The organism is Xanthomonas sp. GPE 39, from assembly GCF_000963005.1.
Taxonomy (GTDB): Bacteria; Pseudomonadota; Gammaproteobacteria; order Xanthomonadales; family Xanthomonadaceae; genus Xanthomonas_A.
The window spans coordinates 1,522,145-1,538,046 of sequence record NZ_JZHZ01000007.1; the positions used below are offsets into that span (position 1 = coordinate 1,522,145).

13 protein-coding genes are annotated in these 15,902 nt (G+C 61.9%); 6 read left to right on the forward strand and 7 right to left on the reverse strand.

Annotated features, from left to right (window positions below):
* Positions 1-14 precede the first annotated feature (14 nt).
* From flgE to XALGPE39_RS06370, 5 genes are all read right to left on the reverse strand, one after another.
* Positions 15-1,238, reverse strand: a complete 1,224-nt coding sequence (gene flgE / locus XALGPE39_RS06350; protein WP_045727458.1) for a flagellar hook protein FlgE — start codon at positions 1,236-1,238, stop codon at positions 15-17.
* 25 nt (positions 1,239-1,263) lie between these two features.
* Positions 1,264-1,944, reverse strand: a complete 681-nt coding sequence (locus XALGPE39_RS06355) for a flagellar hook capping FlgD N-terminal domain-containing protein (RefSeq protein ID WP_045727459.1) — start codon at positions 1,942-1,944, stop codon at positions 1,264-1,266.
* Positions 1,945-1,985: 41 nt separating this feature from the next.
* The gene (gene flgC, locus XALGPE39_RS06360) at positions 1,986-2,393 is read right to left on the reverse strand and encodes a flagellar basal body rod protein FlgC (protein ID WP_045727460.1); all 408 of its coding nucleotides are present in this window, start codon (positions 2,391-2,393) and stop codon (positions 1,986-1,988) included.
* Between the two features lie 3 nt (positions 2,394-2,396).
* A complete protein-coding gene (gene flgB, locus XALGPE39_RS06365) occupies positions 2,397-2,795 on the reverse strand; it encodes a flagellar basal body rod protein FlgB (RefSeq protein ID WP_045727461.1) in 399 nt (132 codons plus the stop codon).
* A gap of 145 nt (positions 2,796-2,940) precedes the next feature.
* The gene (locus XALGPE39_RS06370) at positions 2,941-3,885 is read right to left on the reverse strand and encodes a chemotaxis protein (protein ID WP_045729015.1); all 945 of its coding nucleotides are present in this window, start codon (positions 3,883-3,885) and stop codon (positions 2,941-2,943) included.
* A gap of 121 nt (positions 3,886-4,006) precedes the next feature.
* Between XALGPE39_RS06370 and flgA the strand changes: the two genes are divergently transcribed.
* From flgA to XALGPE39_RS06390, 4 genes are all read left to right on the forward strand, one after another.
* Complete coding sequence (gene flgA / locus XALGPE39_RS06375; RefSeq protein ID WP_045727462.1) at positions 4,007-4,651, forward strand: flagellar basal body P-ring formation chaperone FlgA; 645 nt, start codon at positions 4,007-4,009, stop codon at positions 4,649-4,651.
* Between the two features lie 66 nt (positions 4,652-4,717).
* Complete coding sequence (gene flgM / locus XALGPE39_RS06380; protein ID WP_045727463.1) at positions 4,718-5,035, forward strand: flagellar biosynthesis anti-sigma factor FlgM; 318 nt, start codon at positions 4,718-4,720, stop codon at positions 5,033-5,035.
* Entirely contained in the window at positions 5,032-5,376 is a 345-nt protein-coding gene (locus XALGPE39_RS06385; RefSeq protein WP_045727464.1) for a flagella protein, read from the forward strand. The genes flgM and XALGPE39_RS06385 overlap by 4 nt, the downstream gene beginning before the upstream one ends.
* Positions 5,377-5,477: 101 nt before the next feature.
* Positions 5,478-6,689, forward strand: coding sequence for an ATP-binding protein (locus tag XALGPE39_RS06390; protein WP_200893906.1), 1,212 nt, complete (start codon positions 5,478-5,480; stop codon positions 6,687-6,689).
* Between the two features lie 101 nt (positions 6,690-6,790).
* On the opposite strand, the gene XALGPE39_RS06395 is transcribed toward XALGPE39_RS06390, so the two are convergent.
* On the reverse strand, positions 6,791-8,515 hold the full coding sequence (locus XALGPE39_RS06395) for an EAL domain-containing protein (protein WP_045727466.1): 1,725 nt from the start codon (positions 8,513-8,515) through the stop codon (positions 6,791-6,793).
* A gap of 4 nt (positions 8,516-8,519) precedes the next feature.
* A complete protein-coding gene (locus tag XALGPE39_RS06400) occupies positions 8,520-10,619 on the reverse strand; it encodes a PAS domain S-box protein (RefSeq protein WP_045727467.1) in 2,100 nt (699 codons plus the stop codon).
* Positions 10,620-10,779: 160 nt separating this feature from the next.
* On the opposite strand from XALGPE39_RS06400, the gene XALGPE39_RS06405 reads away from it, so the two are divergent.
* Positions 10,780-13,569, forward strand: coding sequence for a bifunctional diguanylate cyclase/phosphodiesterase (locus tag XALGPE39_RS06405; protein ID WP_045729016.1), 2,790 nt, complete (start codon positions 10,780-10,782; stop codon positions 13,567-13,569).
* A gap of 573 nt (positions 13,570-14,142) precedes the next feature.
* A complete protein-coding gene (locus XALGPE39_RS06410) occupies positions 14,143-15,897 on the forward strand; it encodes an ABC transporter permease subunit (protein ID WP_045727468.1) in 1,755 nt (584 codons plus the stop codon).
* The last annotated feature ends 5 nt before the right edge of the window (positions 15,898-15,902 follow it).

Sequence of the window (15,902 nt, forward strand, 5' to 3'; positions counted from 1 at the left end):
CTCGGCTTTACCCGTTAACGGATATTGATGACGGTCTGGGTGACCTGATCCTGGGTGGAGATCATCTGCGAGTTGGCCTGGAAGTTGCGCTGCGCCACGATCATGTTGACCAACTGCTCGGTCAGGTCGACGGTGGAAGACTCAAGCGCGCCGGACTGCACGCTGCCGAAGTCCGAAGAACCCGCCACTCCGGTACGCGGACTGCCCGATCCCGCGCTTTCCGCCCAGGCGTTGTCGCCCAGCGAAGTCAAGCCTTGCGGGTTGACGAAGTTGCTCATCGCGACCTGTCCCAATGCCTTGTTGGCATTGTTGGAGTAGCGCGCGTAGACGACGCCGGTGGGATCGATGCTGATCGCGTTGAGCTTGCCGCTGGCGTAGCCGTCCTGAGAGGCCGCGCGCAGGGCGAAGGTTTCGCCGTACTGCGTTGAACCTGTGACGTTCAAGGTGAGGTTGAGGGGGCCAGCGCCGGTACTCGGGGTAAAGGTGCCCAGCGCGATTTGGCCGTTGGCGGGGTTGCTGAGCATGCCATTGTTGGAAAACTGCAGTGTGCTCGCACCGCCTGCGGCGACGCCATCGATATAGTTGTAGACCTGCCACTGGTTAGGCGTAGCGGTCTTGACGAAATACGAGGTCTGGATATGGCTCACGCCCAGCGAGTCGTAGACGGTGGTGCCGCCGGTGGAGCTGTTGTAACTGTTGGCGTTGTTTGGATCGAAGGTGGCGACCGTCGGCGGTTGGGCATTGCCGGGCAGGGTGAAGGTCAGATTGAGCGTGCTGGTCGGATTCGGTGGGCTGTCGGTGGTTTGTAGCTGCAGGTCGCTCAGGCTGCCGACCGCGAAGCCATTGCCACTGGCTGTGGGCGGGAACACCTGCAACCTGGCGCCCTGCGGATTGACCACGTAGCCGTTGGCATCGGTCTGGAAGTTGCCGGCGCGCGAATAGATCCGGGCACCGTTGTTGGAGAGGGTGAAGAAGCCCGAACCGGAAATGGCCAAGTCCAGGTTGCGTCCGGTCGGGTCGATGTTGCCCTGCGAGAATTGCTGGGCAACGTTGCTGACCCTCACGCCCGAGCCCACGGCATTGCGCGCTAGGCCGTAACCGCTGACCGTGAACTGGTCGGCGAACTCGGCACGCGAACCCTTGAAGCCGGTCGTATTGACGTTGGCGATATTGTTGGCGGTGACGTTGAGGTCGGTGTTGGCGGCTTTGATGCCTGACAACGAAGTGTTGAAACCCATGGTGGACTCCTGTGGATTGGCTGGCTCAGCTGACGCGGATGACGTTTGACAGAGGCGTGGTGCCTAGCCCTGTCAGATCGAGATAGATGCCGTCCGAACCGATGATGGCGCTTTCGACCGGTGCTTGAACGTAGGTGGACAGTGTGGTGGAGGCGCCGGTGGTGTCGTTTTGCGTGGCGGTGACGCTGTAGGTTCCCGCAGGCATCCGCGCACCGTTGGCGTCGGTGCCATCCCAGTTGAAGGGGATCTGACCGGCCTTGTCGGCCGCCACGCTGATCTGCTTGATCGCCTTGCCGTTGGCGTCACTGATGGTGAGGTTGACCACGCCGCCACTGGTCGCGGCGACCATTCCGCTGGCACCGCCATCGTTGCCTAGCGGGAGGCCGGCCGACGGGACCAGCACCTTGTGCCCGATCAGGTTGGCGCCGCGCAGGACTTGATCGGTACTCATCGATGACGATAGCGCCGTGACGGTCTTATTGAGGTCACCAATCCCCTGCACGGTGGACAGTTGCGCCATCTGCGACACCATCTGGCTGTTGTCCATCGGCTTGAGCGGGTCTTGATGCTGCAACTGCTCGGTCATCAGCTTCAGGAAGTCGGCTTGTTTGAGTGCCGGGCTACTGCTGGCGGTGGTGCTGGTGTTGCTCGCTGCGCCAAGTCCCAGGCTCGAATAGGGATCGGTGGAGGAAGAAACGCTGGTCATATGGAATTCCAGGTAGAAGGAGGCGACGGAAGGAGGACGGCTCAGCGGCCGATGGTCAAGGTGGCCAGTGCCAGTTCCTTGGCGGTGTTGAGGACTTCCACGCCGGCCTGATAATTGCGTGAGGCGGAAATCAGGTTGACCATCTGCGAGACCGGATCGATGTCCGGCGAATAGATGTAGCCGTCTGCATCGGCGAGTGGATGGCCGGGTTCGTAACGCTTGATCGGCGGATCCTTGCTCTGGCTGATTTCCTTGACGTTGACACCGGTCAGTGCGCTGTCGTGCGGGTCGCGCACCGCCTGGAAGATTGGCTCGATTGGTTTATAGGCCGCTTCTGCCGAGCCAGCCACCGAATCGGCGTTGGCCAGATTACTGGCGATCGTGCTCATTCGCACCGACTGCGCTTGCAGCGCAGAGCCGGCGACATCGAAAATTGGCAAATTGCTCATGGCTTATTGGCCCGTGATTGCGGTGAGCATGGTGCGCACCTTGGATTCGACGAAACTCAACGAGGCGCGGTATTCCAGTGCGGCACGGCCATAGGCGGCGCGCTCGGCATCCGGGTCCACGGTGTTACCGTCCAAATTGGGCTGGCTGGACTCGCGGCTGATCTGGAACGGATTCAGGCCATCGCCGCCGACCGCAATGTGGCGGCTGTCGGTGACCTGGAGTTGGGTGCCGTCGCGTTGACCCTGTGCGGCGCGCATCGCCGCATCGAAATCCAGATCCTGCGCCTTGTAGCCCGGGGTATCGACGTTGCTGAGGTTGCTGGCAATCAGCTTCATCCGTTGCTCGCGCAGCGGCAGGGCGTCGCCGTGGACGCCTAAATAGGATGAAATCGGATTGGACATGGCACGCGATCCCGCGGTTCGTTACTGAAACCACAGGCAAAACGTGTGCCAAACTGAGTGTCTGCCTTTAGCGGGGCAGGATTATCGGGCTAGTTGTTCGCGCCCGCATGTACTGCTGACGCCGGGATGTCGCCAGCGCCGAGGATTAAGCGGCCTGAGAATCGGCGACGGCCCGTAGTCGTGCCAGCACGTAGTCGGCCAGCTCGTTGGCGCTGTACTTGGCGACGAAGGCGTTGGCGCCGACACGCTCGACCATCGCATTGTTGAACACCCCAGAGAGCGAGGTGTGCAGCAGTACGTATAGCCCAGACAGACCTGGGTGACGGCGGATTTCCGTCGTCAGCGTGTAGCCGTCCATCGCCGGCATCTCGATGTCGGAGATCACCATGGCGTAGCGGTCGGCTGGATTCTCGCCGCCTGCGTGGATCTGCAGGAGGTGATCCAGTGCTTGACGCCCATCGGAAAGCAGGGTCGCGCCCACGTCGAGCTGGTCGAGCACACTACGGATCTGTTGCCGCGCAACGCGCGAATCGTCCACCACCAGCACCTGCAACTGCCGGCCGGTGAGCGCCAACGACGGGTCGATCTGCGCTTCCGTCCGGGTTTGTGCGATGTCAGCCAAGACGCTTTCCACGTCGATGACCTGAATCAGTTCGCCTTGGAAGCGGGTCACCGCGGTCAGATAGCTGGATTCTGCTCCCAACTCCGGCGGTGGATGAATATCTTCCACGGCGATATTGACGATGCGCTCCACGCCGCTGACAAGAAAGCCCTGGACCGAGCGATTGAATTCGGTGACGACAATGTACCGTGGCCCTGCCTCCGTGTTGGGTTCGCGCTCCGGGTGGCCGATGGCCAGGCCCAGATCCAGCACGGGTACCGAGCGGCCGCGAACATCGGCGACGCCAGAAAATTGCAATGGCAGCCCCGGCACCTGGAATAGCTCCGGTCGGCGCAATACTTCTTGCACCTTGAAGACGTTCACGCCAAAAAGCTGACGACCACCCAGCCTGAACAGCAGCAAGGCAAGCCGATTGTGACCCGCCAAACGGGTGCGCTGGTCGATTCGGTTGAGCAGATCGTGCGACATGGCTTTCATATCGGCGTCAGCGCAGTGGAACTTGAGGCTGTGACGGGGATTGACTACATCAAATCCCGGCACATGATTTGCTATGGAGGAGGCGACACTTACGTTATGAAGAGACACGGTGATGCGTCCGATCCTGTTGCTGATGCTACTTGTGGCCACGCCTGCCTGGGCCGATGAATTCCAACCGGTGGAGACGATCCGTGCGGCAGCACTGTCGACACTAGGCCCAGGCACTGAGGCTGAGGCGACGCTGGATCCGGCGGTTCGGGTGCCGCTGTGTCCGGTGCCGCTGCAAGCGCAGCCGACCGGCACCACGACGGTGGAAGTGAGTTGTCCGCGCGATGCTGGCTGGCGGCTGTTTGTGCCGGTCAAGGTTCGGCGCATGCAACAGGTATTGGTGTTGGCGCGCGGCCTGAGCGCTGGAGAGACCATCGGTGCCGCCGATATCGTGGCTGAGACGCGCGATGCTGCGCGGATCGTCGGGGCCGTGATGACCGACCCGGCCGTGGCGGTGGGCAAGCTGGTCCGGCGGACCTTGCCTGCCGGTACCTTACTATCGCTCAGCGATTTGGTCTCGCCGAGGCTGGTTCGGCGCGGCGACAATGTGGCGCTGGTGGCACGCAAGGGTGGGTTGGAAGTGCGTATGGCCGGTCGAGCCATGAGCGATGCAGGCGAAAATGAGCGGGTCACCGTCGAAAACTTGTCGTCTCGCCGCATCGTTCAGGGAACTGTGTCACAAAATGGAGACGTTTTGGTGACGCGATGACAAATCCCCTAAAGTTCTGGATCGTAACGTCGTTATCACATTCGAACCCGTAGCAGGACCAGCGTGATGAGCCAGAAAATTGAAGGTAGTTTGTCGACCTCGGCCACACTCCGCACTTCGTCTGTCAGAACCAAGAGCGCCTCTGGCGCATCCGAGGAAGATCAGAGCCGTGCGGTCGGTGCGACTGCCGCCACCGATAGCCTACGCCTGACCGGCGAGGCCTCCGGACTACAGAACATACAACGTAAATTGGCGGCCGCCCCGGCGGTTGACACGCAGCGCGTCGAGGCAGTCCGCAGCGCGTTGCAGAACGGTAGCTACAAGATCAACCCGGAGGCCATTGCCAGCCGGATGATCGATATGGATAGGCAACTCGGCGCATGAACACATCCGTGACCACTCCCTTGCAAGAACTTAGCGACGCGCTCGTCGGTGAACGGCAAGCGTTGTTGGATCACGATGTGGAAGGTCTGATGCAGGCCACCAGCGCCAAATTGGCCGCATTGCGCGCACTGGAAGCAGACGTGCCGGCGGGGACTGAGGTGGAATTGCGCCTACGCGAGCTGGCCGACGCCAATCGCGCCAACGGCGCGCTGTTGGCACGGCGTCGGCGTGAAGTGAATTGGGCGCTACGTCATTTGGGCCGCAGCGAGAGTGCTTCGGCCTACGACGCCAAAGGCCAATCGAGCACGCCGCTCATGCAACGTCACCTGGCGATCGCCTGATCTCTCCGCGCCCCTTTGTCGGGGGCGCGCACGCAGCGGTGGCAACGGCGTATATTGAACGCCCGTCGACCACCCCGCCCACCGTCGTGAATTTCGTCGATATCGATTCCGCTGCCCCGGTCGTCCTACCGTCTCGGGAGCACCTGGTTGCATTGAGCGAACTATTGTACGAAGGCGTGGTGCTGTTCCGCGCCGATGGTCAATTGGTGTTGGCCAATAGAGCCGCTCGAGCTTATCTATCCGGTGTCGATGCTGGCACGCTGAGTGCGCATCTGGCGCAATGGTTGCCGGGCGATGCGCTGTCGCAAGCACGCAACAGCGGCCGTTGGAGTGGAAGCTTACCGACCGAGCAGCACGTGGTGCTGGCGCATCTGTATTTCCAGGTCGGCTTCGGTGTCGATGACGGCCATTACCTGATGCTGATCCAGGGCATCGAAGGGCAGCAGGATTACGAGCAGGAATTGCAGCGACGCCACGATGAGTTGCGTCAAGCCTATTTGCGTCTCAACGGCGCACAGGAAAAGCTGCTGCAGTCGGAGAAAATGGCTTCCATCGGCCAACTCGCCGCTGGCGTCGCCCACGAGATCAACAATCCGATCGGCTATGTCCACTCTAATTTGGGTAGCCTGCAAGAGTATCTACGCAGCCTGTTTACTTTGATCGAGGCATACGAGCGCGCGTTGCGTGCGCCGGAACCGAAAGCGTTGATTCCGGAAATCGACGACATCCGCAACCGCTTCGACATCGACTTCATCAGCCGCGATCTGCCGCAATTAATGGCCGAGTCGCGCGAGGGCATCGAACGAGTGACGCGCATCGTTCGCGATCTCAAGGATTTTTCGTATTCCGGTCGCGAGGATTCATGGAAGTTGGTGGATCTGCATTCGGGCCTGGAATCCACGATCAACATCATCTGGAACGAGCTCAAGTACAAGGTCACTCTGGAGCGCCACTACGGCAACCTGCCGCTGGTCGAGTGCCTGCCATCTGAGCTCAATCAGGTGTACATGAACCTGCTGCTCAACGCTGGTCAGGCGATCGGAGAGCGTGGCACCATCGTCGTCAGTACCGGTCAGGATGGCGATCAGGTCTGGATCGAGTTCAAGGATTCCGGCTCCGGCATTGCGGCCGATCTGTTGCAACGCATTTTCGATCCTTTCTTCACTACCAAGCCAGTTGGCAGTGGGACTGGGCTGGGCCTGTCGATCTCCTACGGCATCGTCAACAAGCACCATGGCCGTATCGACGTATCCAGCAGTGTCGGTGAAGGCTCCACTTTTAGAATCGTGATTCCGGTACGCCAACCCAAGTGATGTGACTGTGCCGGTGACTTGCCAGGTCAACGCCATGGTCGACATGCAGACGTGGCGAGCGTCGATTCTTTGGAGTTTGGCACGCCAGTGGCGGCACCATCTCAGGCCTGTCCGTCCCGGCGCTGATCGTCGTGCGTGCGGAATGCCTGGCGGATATGTTCGCGCAGTTCGTCGTCGTTCCAGGGCTTGGTCAGGAAGCGATAGATCGCGCCGCGGTTGATCGCATCGGTGACCGTGGCCAGGTCGGTGTAGCCGGACAACACCAGGCGGATCGTATCGGGGTAGAGCATCTTGACCCGGCCGAGGAACTCGGTGCCGCTCATGTCGGACATGCGCTGGTCGGACAGGATCACCTGCACGTCGTTGGTGGCAAGCAGATCGAAGGCATCGCGGACGTTACCGGCGGCAAGGATCCGATAGCCGTCGCGGCGGAACAGGCGGACCAGGGAGCGCAGTACGTTTTCCTCGTCGTCCAGCAACAGCAGGGTACGGTCCGGTCGGGTTTCGGCAAAGGATTCCGGGCGCAGGTAACGGCGCCGCAGCGCCATGCCCGCTGCTTCGGCCGACATCGGCTCGCCGAACAGGTAGCCTTGGAAAATATCGCAGTCGTTGCGCCGTAAGAAACCCAGTTGCGCCTGCGATTCAACGCCGTTTGCGATCACCACCATGCCTAACTGGTGTCCCATGGCGATAATGGCGCGGGCGATGGCGGCCTCGCGGTTGCCGGCCGGTGCGCTTTTGATGAAGCTGCGGTCGATTTTGAGTTTGTCCACCGGATAGCGCACCAGCGCGCTGAGGCTGGAGTCGCCGGTGCCGAAGTTGTCCAGGCTCAAGCTGATACCTTCACGGCACAGGTTGGCAAGGGTCTCGTAGACGAAATTGACGTTATTGGTCAGTGCGCTCTCGTTGATTTCCAACACCACCATCTGGGGTGGCACGCCGGCTGCTTGCAGCGCCGACATGACCTCGTTGAAGAAGGTCGGGCGCAGCAGTTGCAACGTGGACACATTGACCGCGATGGTGAAATCGTCGAAGCCCTGGTCGCGCCACAGCCGCGCCTGGCGCAATGCGCCTTCCATCACCCAGGTGCCGATCTGCACGATGACCCCCAGGCGTTCGGCGGTACGCATGAAGCGCTCAGGGACGAGGATTCCAAGCGTCGGCGACTGCCAGCGCAGCAGCGATTCCATACCGACCACGCGACCATCGCGCGCGCTGACCATGGGTTGGTAGCGCAAGCGCAGCTCGCCGTTGGGAATAGCGTCGACGATCTGCCGCGAGATGATGCTTTCGCTGTGCGCGCTGGGTGGGCCGTCGGCGGCGTAGAGGCGAACCAGGTTGCCGCCCTCACGCGCGGCTTGATAGACCGCGTCTTCGGCATAGTCGAGCAGTTTGGACAGACGGGTCGAATGTTCCGGGCACAGACTCACGCCGACTTTGCCGGTCATGAAGAGTGTGTAGGGCAGGACCGAAAGTGGCAGTTCGATCTGCTGGCGAATTTCCTCGGCGAACATTTCCGCGGGCGGTACGTCAGCGGTGCGCGGCACCGCCATGACCAGTTCGTCGCTGCCGTGGCGCCATAGCAAGCCGCGACCACGCAGGTGGGCCTGCAGCCGGTGCGTCAGCAGCGCCAGCGCCTGATCGCCGACCTCCGGATTCATGTTCTCGTTGATCGAGGCGAAGTGGTCGATGTCGATGTGGAGCAGCATCACTCCCGGTCCACCGGCCAGCGCTTCGGCGATCATTCCGGCCAGCGCCGGGTGTCCGGCACCCAAGCGCGAAGGGAGTTCGTCGTCCGCAGTGTCGGCGGCAGCGGGATTCCACATCGAGTCAAGATCCAGGTGAGGGAGGCGTCGCCGCGGTTGTGTAGGGTAGGTACAGTGTCACCCGAGTGCCAGTGCCCGGGGCCGTATCGATTTGCAGGGTGCCGCCGGCGCTCTGCGCCCGTTCGCGCATCACGATCAGGCCTAGGCCACGCGGGCCGGTCGGATCGAAGCCATCGCCATCGTCGACCACCTCTAGATGCAGTTGGCCGTGTTGCTCGTCGCTCAGCGTCATCCGCACTTCACCGGCGCTGGCGTGACGCAGTACGTTGGTCAGGCTCTCCTGAGCGATGCGGAAGCAGGCCTGCTCGACCTCACTGCTGGGACGCTGGGGCAACGTGGCGATGTCCAGATGCAGGCGCACCGCTGAAGCGCGAAACAGCATGCCTGCTTGCCAGCGCAATGCCGCTTCCAAGCCGAGTGCGTCCAGTTGCGGGGGGCGCAGTAGGGTGGATAGGTTGCGCAGCTTGGTGATGCTGCTGTCTGCCAATTGTACGATCTCGGCGAGATCCTCGCGGCGTCGTGAGGCGTCGGTTTCGTCCAGTGCGGCATGTGCGGACAGTTTCATGGCGGTAATCGCCTGGCCGATGTCGTCGTGCAGGTCGCGCGAAATGGCGCGGCGCTCATCCTCCTGCAATGAAAACAGACGTCGTGCCATCGCCTGTAGTTCGCCGTTGCTCTGCGTCAGCGCATCGCGCATGCGCTCGGGTTCGCTGAGGTCGCGCACGATCAAGAGCTTACAGTCGCGTCCACTGTAGCGGACGTTACCGAACGACAACCCTGCGTGGAATAGCGAGCCATCGCGACGGCGCATCAGCGCGGCGTTGCCGGGTTTACCCTTGTTTGCGGCAGTGCCCATCTGCTCGCGTACCTCTGCCAGGCTGGCCTTGTTGACTAAGCTCTGCAATGGCTCGCCGAGCAGGTTCTCGCCTTCATAGCCGAACTGCACTGCACAAGCCGCATTGGCGTACAGCACATGTTCCTGGTGCAGGATCACCACACCGTCCGGCAGCACGCGCACCAGTTCGCGAAACTGCTCCTCGCGTTCGTGCAGCAGGCGCCGTGAGCGTTCGTGTTCGGTCACGTCCTGAAGGGTGCCGCGCACGCAAGCGGAGCCGTCCTCGGCGTTCGCCGATTCGGCGCGCAGATGCAGCATCCGCGCCTGACCATCTGCGGCCAGCACCGGCAGCAGCATGTCCAGTTGTAGCGGCTCGGCGCCGCACAGATCTTCGATGACACGCTGCAGGCGCACTTGCGATGCGACATCGCTTGGGACAAGCAACTCTTCCAGGCGATGCTGTCGCGGATGCTCCGGTACGCGCCGGCCAAGCATGCGATAGACCTGGTCTGAGTAGATCCCCAGACCGCTGGCTCTATCGAGTTGCCAGGACCCTAGGCGTGCGATGCTCTGGGCTTCTTGCAGGTGCTGCAAAGCCTGATCGCGGCGTTGTTGTGCATCGTATTCGGCGCTACGGTCGCTGATGACCACCAGGCGTGCCTGATGCCCCATGTAATCCAGGCTGCTGCTACGCGCCTCGGCCATACGCTGGCTGCCGTCGCGCATACATAGCGGCTCGGCGACCACGCAGATTTTCGAAGGCGTTTGCCGGATCGTCTCGATCACCTCGGCCATGCGGGCACTGACGCTGGGGGGCCACAACTTCACCAGTTCCAGCCCGACGAATTCATCGTGGGACCAGCCGAAGAAGACCACCGCGGCTGGGTTTGCGTCGATGACCCGCAGGCTTTCCAAGTTGTAGACCAACATGGGGCTGGAATTGGCCTGGAACATCTGCCGATAACCGGCTTCCGACAGCGCCAAGCGCGCATGTGCCCGCATCGCGCCACGAACCAGTGGATGCAGCAAACGGTAGAGGGCAACCGCGGTGATGGCCAGGAACACCGCTTCGTTCAGCAACTGCAAGACAACCAATGTTGCGGAGTCTTTCACAAAATAGGCGAGCAGCAATTGGCTGGCGATGGACCAGAGCAAACCCAGCGCAAGATACAGCAGCACAGTGCGCCAGATGCCGCGATCCAGCCGTCGCGCCAAACGTATGCCGGATGGAGCCTGGGAAGGTGGAGAGCTCCCGCGTTGTGATTGCATACTCCGGCAGCCTGTTGCAGTGGTTCGTCTCTGACGAACATCTTAGCGGGTGATGGACGCTGCGGCCCATCGACGGCTTCCAGCGCTCAATTAATCCTGCCACATGCCGCTATCACCCCTGTCCACAGCTCTTCTGCGTGGCGAAACGGAGCATCTGGGCGTGGACCAAGGCCTCATTGCAAGCTTGCTGCAGCATCCGCTTACCTCGGCAATTGTCCTGCTGGACGCCGAAGGTAGGCCTCTGGCTGCCAATCAGTCAGCGCAGGTGTTGGGCTTGCCGCGCACCGTTGAGGCCTATGCCCAGCTCATGCGTGATATGCGCGAGCGATTGGTCGATGGTGAGAACATGCTGGCCTGTACGCTGCCTGGTAGCGCGGGGCGGCGGCTGGACGGTTGGTTGCGCTCCGTGCGCGACGAGAGCGGCGCTCTGCTTGCATACACTTTGAGCGTTCCTGAGCCGGTTGGCAGCGATGGCGCCACGCGTTGGGAGATCGCCCTTGAGAGCGCTGACCACGGCCTATGGGACTGGGACATTCCCAGCGACACAATCTTCCGTTCCGAGCGCTGGAAGCAGATGCTCGGTTACGCGGGTGACGCCCCATTCCACGGGTTCAACGGCTTGCTGCCGCTCGTACATGAGCAGGACAAGGAGCGCCTGCAGCAGGCGATCCGTGCCCATTTCGATGGCCGTACCGCGACCTACATGTGCGAGTTCCGCCTACGTGGGCAGGACGGGCATTGGCACTGGATCTTGGACCGTGGCCGGATCGTAGCGCGGACCGCCGATGGTCGTCCGCTGCGCATGGTCGGCACGCATACGGATATCCACGAGCAGAAGCTGTTGGAGCAGCGTCTACTCGACCAACAGACCTTGCTGCGCGAGGCGCAGCGCATGACGTGCATGGGCAGTTGGTCCTGGGATCCGCGACATGACCAGCTCTGGTGCTCGCACGAATTTCAGCGTGTCACCGGCTTGAATGAAGAGCAGGTACCCAATAGCCGCGCTTGGCTGCGTTTGCTCAGCCGTGATTCGTCGGTGCAATTGGTCTCGAGCTGGCGCCGCATGCGGCGCGATAAAAAACCTGTCAATTTTGAAGTGGAACTGCGCTGTGACAACCACGCACCATTGCATCTGCGGGTCTGGGCACAGCCGCAGTTGGGAAGCGATGGCGCCATTCAACGTATTTTAGGCCAAGTCCAGAACATCACCGAGCAACGCCAGACCGATGCGCTGATTCGCTGGCGTACCGAACTCCTCAACCGTGTTTCGGCGCTGGGTAAAATCGGTGGCTGCGAAATCGAAGTGTCCACCCGGCGCATGCAGTGGACCGAGGAGTGCTATCGGATTCATGGCCTGCGCAAGGAAACCATCGAGCTGCACCAGGCGCTTTCGCTATATACCCAAGACTCGCGCGATGCGTTCGAGGCTGCGTTGGCGCGGATCGTCGAAGGTAGCCTTCCGGAGCAATTGGACCTGTGTTTCCATCGTCCGTCGGGTCAGCGTATCTGGGTGCAGGTGCTGATCGAACTGGACGAACGCGATGGTCTACCGCCGCGCTTTGTGGTGCTGTTCCGCGACATCACTCACGAACGCGAGGCCAACGAACGCATCGAACTGCTGGCGCACTACGACCTGTTGACCGGATTGCCGAACCGGCAATTGCTGCGCGAACAGTCCGAAAAGGCAATGCACGATGCGATAGAACGAGGCAGTACGTTGGCGATGCTGTTCGTCAATTTGGATGGCTTCAAAAGTATCAATGATTCTTTCGGCCATGCCGCCGGCGATGCTTTGTTGAAGCTGGCCGCATCGCGGATGCACCAGCAACTGCGCACCAGCGACCTGTTGGGTCGTTTAAGCGGCGATGAGTTCTTGCTGGTATTGCGCGATCTGGCCGAACCCGGTGATGCCGAACACGTCGCCCGTAAGCTGATCACGGCGCTGGCCGAGCCGTTGCCCAACGGCGAGAACGTCATCAAGATCGGGGCCAGCATCGGCATCGCGCTCATGGAGGACGGGCGTCAGGATTTCGACAGCTTGCTGCGCGCCGCCGACGCGGCGATGTACGCTGCCAAGGAATCCGGCCGCAATACTTGCCACTACTACAGCCAGGACGTGTTGCTGCGCGCGCAGCGGCGTTTGGAGATCGAGCACGCGCTGCATGGGGCGCTGGACCGCGAGGAATTCTCGTTGGTGTACCAGCCGCTGGTGCATACGGCAGATGGTCATCCGCCGGCGGTCGAAGCGCTCCTGCGGTGGTACCGGCCCGGCCATGGCCATTGCAATCCGGCCGAATTCATTCCGATCGCGGAGGAGTGCGGGGAGATCGTGCGCCTGGGCGACTGGGTGATCAGCGAGGCTTGCCGTCAGGCGGCCGCCTGGGATGCGGCCGGACTGAGTTTCGACCGGGTCTCGGTCAATGTCTCGGCGATGCAGTTACGCGACCGTGGCTTTGCCGAGCGGGTGATCGAGCTATGCCAGCGCAACGGTTGGTCGCCGAAGCGACTGGAACTGGAGCTGACCGAGTCCGCTTTGATCCGCGACACCGAATCGTTACGGCGCTGCTTCGAACTGTTCGAGCAGGAAGGCGTGCTCCTGGCGGTGGACGATTTCGGCACCGGATTTTCCAATCTGCACTACCTCAATCGTTTCCCGGTACAACGGCTCAAGATCGACCGCAGCTTCGTGCAGGACATGTTGCACGATAGCGGTACCGCCAAAGTCACCCAGGCGATCGTGCAGCTGGGCCACGCATTGGGCATGCAGGTGGTGGCAGAGGGCGTGGAAACAGTGCAGGAAGATGAGCTGCTGCGCGAGCAGGGCTGCGACGAAATCCAGGGCTATCTGCATTCGCGGCCGCTGCCGCCGCGTGAACTGGCCGCCTGGTTGCGCGCGCGCCAGCATGCCGAATCGGTACCGCAACCCTGTCTGGAGCTGGCGACGCCGTGAATGTAAGCCAGCCCTGATCACGCGCTGGACTTGCGGTGTCTGATGGGCTGGCTATACTGCGCCACCATTGTTCCCGGCCAGAGGCCACTCACCTTGGACAGTCATCCTAGACCGACGCTGCAGCTACCTAGCTGACAGGATTGCCATGGTCTGGGTTGTCCCAGATGGATCCCGTCCGCTCAGGATGGGATCATTCGCCAGCCTCGCTGAGTTGCTGGCTCGATTCCCGCGCAAAGCAAGCCCGATCCGCGAAGACCCCAAGTGTTGGCCTACGGCATTTCCGTATCCGGAGCCATCCATGTGTCTGTCATCGCGATTGCTACTGCCCGCTACCATGACGGCGAGTCCGTCTGCTCACCTGCGCTGGTGTGCGCTGCGGCGCGTCTCAGTGCGGCGATACAGGCGGGTGCGCGCTGGCGTATGCAGGGCGCCCGGCATCGGCTACGGACCGGCCGAAAGCGGTTGACCCGCAGCGTACATTTTTCCCGGTCAGACTGATCGTTCGGCTGCGCGATCGCGCCAGCGTATTTTTCAATTGCCGCGGCTTCTTGCCGCCTTTGCCGGATCTTCCACATGGTTCCATTCGTTCGCGACCGTTCCGCGCCTGGACAGAGCGGGGCACGTCCCGGTGTGTTGCCCAACCTGCACGATCTGACGGTGTTCGCACTGCTGCTGGGCTTGGGCGTGCTGTTGCTGCATGGTGCCGCCGACATGCGCGCGCCGCTGCCGCCGCCCGGCACAACCTCGGTGTCGCTGGACCTATGGCAATTGCCCGAGTACGGCCTGCGCACCACCTTGCGCATGTTCGCGGCCATGGCGGCCTCGTTGTTGTTCACCTTCGTGGTGGCGACCCTGGCAGCCAAGAGCCGGCGTGCAGAGCGGGTGATCGTGCCCGCGCTGGACATCCTGCAGTCGGTGCCGGTGCTGGGTTTCCTTACCTTTACCGTGACCTTCTTTCTTGGCCTGTTTCCTGGTCGGCAGATCGGTGCCGAGCTGGCCTCGATCTTCGCCATTTTCACCAGCCAAGCCTGGAATATGGCGTTCTCGTTCTACCAGTCACTGCGCAATGTGCCGCGCGATCTGGACGAGGTGGCGCGTGGTTTCGGCTTGAGCGCCTGGCAGCGGTTCTGGCGGCTGGAAGCGCCTTATGCCACCCCATCGCTGATCTGGAACATGATGATGTCGATGTCCGGCGGCTGGTTCTTCGTCGTTGCCTCCGAGGCCATTACCGTTGGCGATCACACCTTGCAGCTACCAGGCATCGGCGCTTACCTCGCACTGGCGATCGGCCAGCGTAACTTCGGCGCGGTCGCCTGGGCGGTGCTGGCGATGGCGGTGCTGATCGCCTTGTACGACCAATTGTTGTTCCGTCCCATCGTTGCCTGGTCGGACAAATTCCGCGTCGAGTTGACCGCCTCGCAGGACAAGCCGCAGTCGTGGTTGTACGACTTATTGCGCCGTACTCGTCTGATCAAGCGCCTGGCCGCGCCCTTGGCGTGGGCCTGGCAGCGCACTTTGCTGCTGCGATGGACGCCGCGACGAGCATCGGTGAACACGGCGCAGGCGTCGCGGGGGCGCGGCGCGGTCTGGGGGGATCGTGTATGGGGTGCGTCGCTGGCTGCCGCGGGCTTGACGGCGGCTTGGTTTGCCTTCGACTACGGCCGCCACCATTTGAGTCTGCACGATCTGGGCGATGCGTTCTGCGGTGGCCTGGCCACCTTGCTACGGGTGGTTGTGCTGATTGCGCTTGCCAGTCTGGTATGGGTGCCGATCGGGGTCTGGATCGGTCTACGCCCGAAGGTGGCGCAACGGGTGCAGCCGTTGGCGCAGTTCCTGGCTGCGTTCCCCGCCAACGTTCTATTCCCGTTTGTGGTCTTGGCAATCATCGCCACTGGCGCCAACCCGAACATCTGGCTGTCGCCACTGATGATATTGGGCACGCAGTGGTACATCCTGTTCAACGTGATTGCTGGCGCCAGTGCTTTTCCCACCGACCTGCGCGAAGCCGCCAGCATCTACCGGCTGCGCTCGTGGACGTGGTGGCGGCGAGTGATTCTGCCGGGCATTTTCCCGTATTACGTGACCGGCGCGCTGACCGCTTCCGGTGGCTCTTGGAATGCCAGCATCGTGGCCGAGCTGGCCAGTTGGGGCGATCGCCATGTGCAGGCCTACGGCCTGGGCTCCTATATCGCGCGTGCCACCGCGGCTGGCGATGGCGCACGGGTTCTGCTCGGTGTGGCGGTGATGTCGCTGTTCGTGAGCATCTTCAACCGTGCGGTGTGGCGGCGGCTATATGTCTTTGCCGAACGCCGGCTGCGTTTTGACTGATCCAA

Excerpts from the sequence above, each read along its gene's own strand:
- flgE (WP_045727458.1), bottom strand. The coding sequence starts at position 1,238 with ATGGGTTTCAACACTTCGTTGTCAGGCATCAAAGCCGCCAACACCGAC.
- XALGPE39_RS06355 (WP_045727459.1), bottom strand. The coding sequence starts at position 1,944 with ATGACCAGCGTTTCTTCCTCCACCGATCCCTATTCGAGCCTGGGACTT.
- flgC (WP_045727460.1), bottom strand. The coding sequence starts at position 2,393 with ATGAGCAATTTGCCAATTTTCGATGTCGCCGGCTCTGCGCTGCAAGCG.
- flgB (WP_045727461.1), bottom strand. The coding sequence starts at position 2,795 with ATGTCCAATCCGATTTCATCCTATTTAGGCGTCCACGGCGACGCCCTG.
- XALGPE39_RS06370 (WP_045729015.1), bottom strand. The coding sequence starts at position 3,885 with ATGTCGCACGATCTGCTCAACCGAATCGACCAGCGCACCCGTTTGGCG.
- flgA (WP_045727462.1), top strand. The coding sequence starts at position 4,007 with ATGCGTCCGATCCTGTTGCTGATGCTACTTGTGGCCACGCCTGCCTGG.
- flgM (WP_045727463.1), top strand. The coding sequence starts at position 4,718 with ATGAGCCAGAAAATTGAAGGTAGTTTGTCGACCTCGGCCACACTCCGC.
- XALGPE39_RS06385 (WP_045727464.1), top strand. The coding sequence starts at position 5,032 with ATGAACACATCCGTGACCACTCCCTTGCAAGAACTTAGCGACGCGCTC.
- XALGPE39_RS06395 (WP_045727466.1), bottom strand. The coding sequence starts at position 8,515 with ATGTGGAATCCCGCTGCCGCCGACACTGCGGACGACGAACTCCCTTCG.
- XALGPE39_RS06400 (WP_045727467.1), bottom strand. The coding sequence starts at position 10,619 with ATGCAATCACAACGCGGGAGCTCTCCACCTTCCCAGGCTCCATCCGGC.
- XALGPE39_RS06410 (WP_045727468.1), top strand. The coding sequence starts at position 14,143 with ATGGTTCCATTCGTTCGCGACCGTTCCGCGCCTGGACAGAGCGGGGCA.